1 protein-coding gene is annotated in these 893 nt (G+C 42.1%); it reads left to right on the top strand.

Annotation, left to right across the window (positions count from 1 at the left end):
• Positions 1–41: 41 nt before the first annotated feature.
• Complete coding sequence (locus RM529_RS17565) at positions 42–884, top strand: hypothetical protein (RefSeq protein WP_311486029.1); 843 nt, start codon at positions 42–44, stop codon at positions 882–884.
• Positions 885–893: the final 9 nt, after the last annotated feature.

The raw sequence follows: 893 nt of genomic DNA, 5'->3' as shown, positions 1-893 counted from the left end.
ATGCAGGATAAAATCAATAACCGGGAAACAGAATACTGATTATGACTGCGGCAATCATCTTAGGGATCGGTCTGGAATATATTGATACGGTTTTTCAGACCATACAGAACAGCAACTTCTCGCAATATACCATTGCGGGGATGAAAACGCTTGCCGTACTGTTCTTTCTGATCAACATCCTCAAAAAATACAATGAGGGCGTTGCGGATCAGGGCGGTTATACCTGGGGATTGAGTCCAGCGGAACTGATCAAAAATTTCACGGTCGTTCTTCTGGTCATTTTTTCAACACAGGTATTGGGCTTTTTTGACGGTATATTGGTGGCCATCGAAGGACAATATCGGGGAACTGCTCCGGCTTTGTTGCCCTTGCAGATGCAGGATATTCCCATTGAGGAAGAGGTAAATATTATAAAAGCAGCCCAAGCCGCAATGTCTTTGCTTTATGAAGCTTTGGTAACACCACTTTTCGGTTTTAAGATATTTGCCTTCGTCGTGAGTACAATATTATGGATTCTCGATTTGTTCATTTACCCATTATTCCTTGCGGAACGTTTCTTCTTGTTGGGAATAATGCAGGCATTCTTCCCATTGGTCATAAGCCTTGCCGTTTTTGAAAAGTTCCGTTCGCTCGCCTATAACTTTTTCAAATTGTACGCTGCTGTTTATATGCTGGTACCTGCGTTCTTTCTGGTCAATGTATTCGTCAATGCACTTTATACCGAGATAAACACCAATTTCTGGACGAACTTATTTGGAACTGACGTTGGTAGCGGCTTTTTTGCTCCGGTCGTACAGCTTGGTTCGGTAGGATTTATCGTCTTTCTAAAATTCAAACTTTACCGACGCGCGACCTCATTTACCCTAAAATTATTTACTGCCTAAAACCCATAC

Source organism: Autumnicola edwardsiae, assembly GCF_031846505.1.
Lineage (GTDB): Bacteria > Bacteroidota > Bacteroidia > Flavobacteriales > Flavobacteriaceae > Autumnicola > Autumnicola edwardsiae.
This window is presented reverse-complemented; position numbering and strand designations above follow the sequence as displayed.

Coding starts and splice junctions, on each gene's coding strand:
- RM529_RS17565 (WP_311486029.1), top strand. CDS start 42: ATGACTGCGGCAATCATCTTAGGGATCGGTCTGGAATATATTGATACG.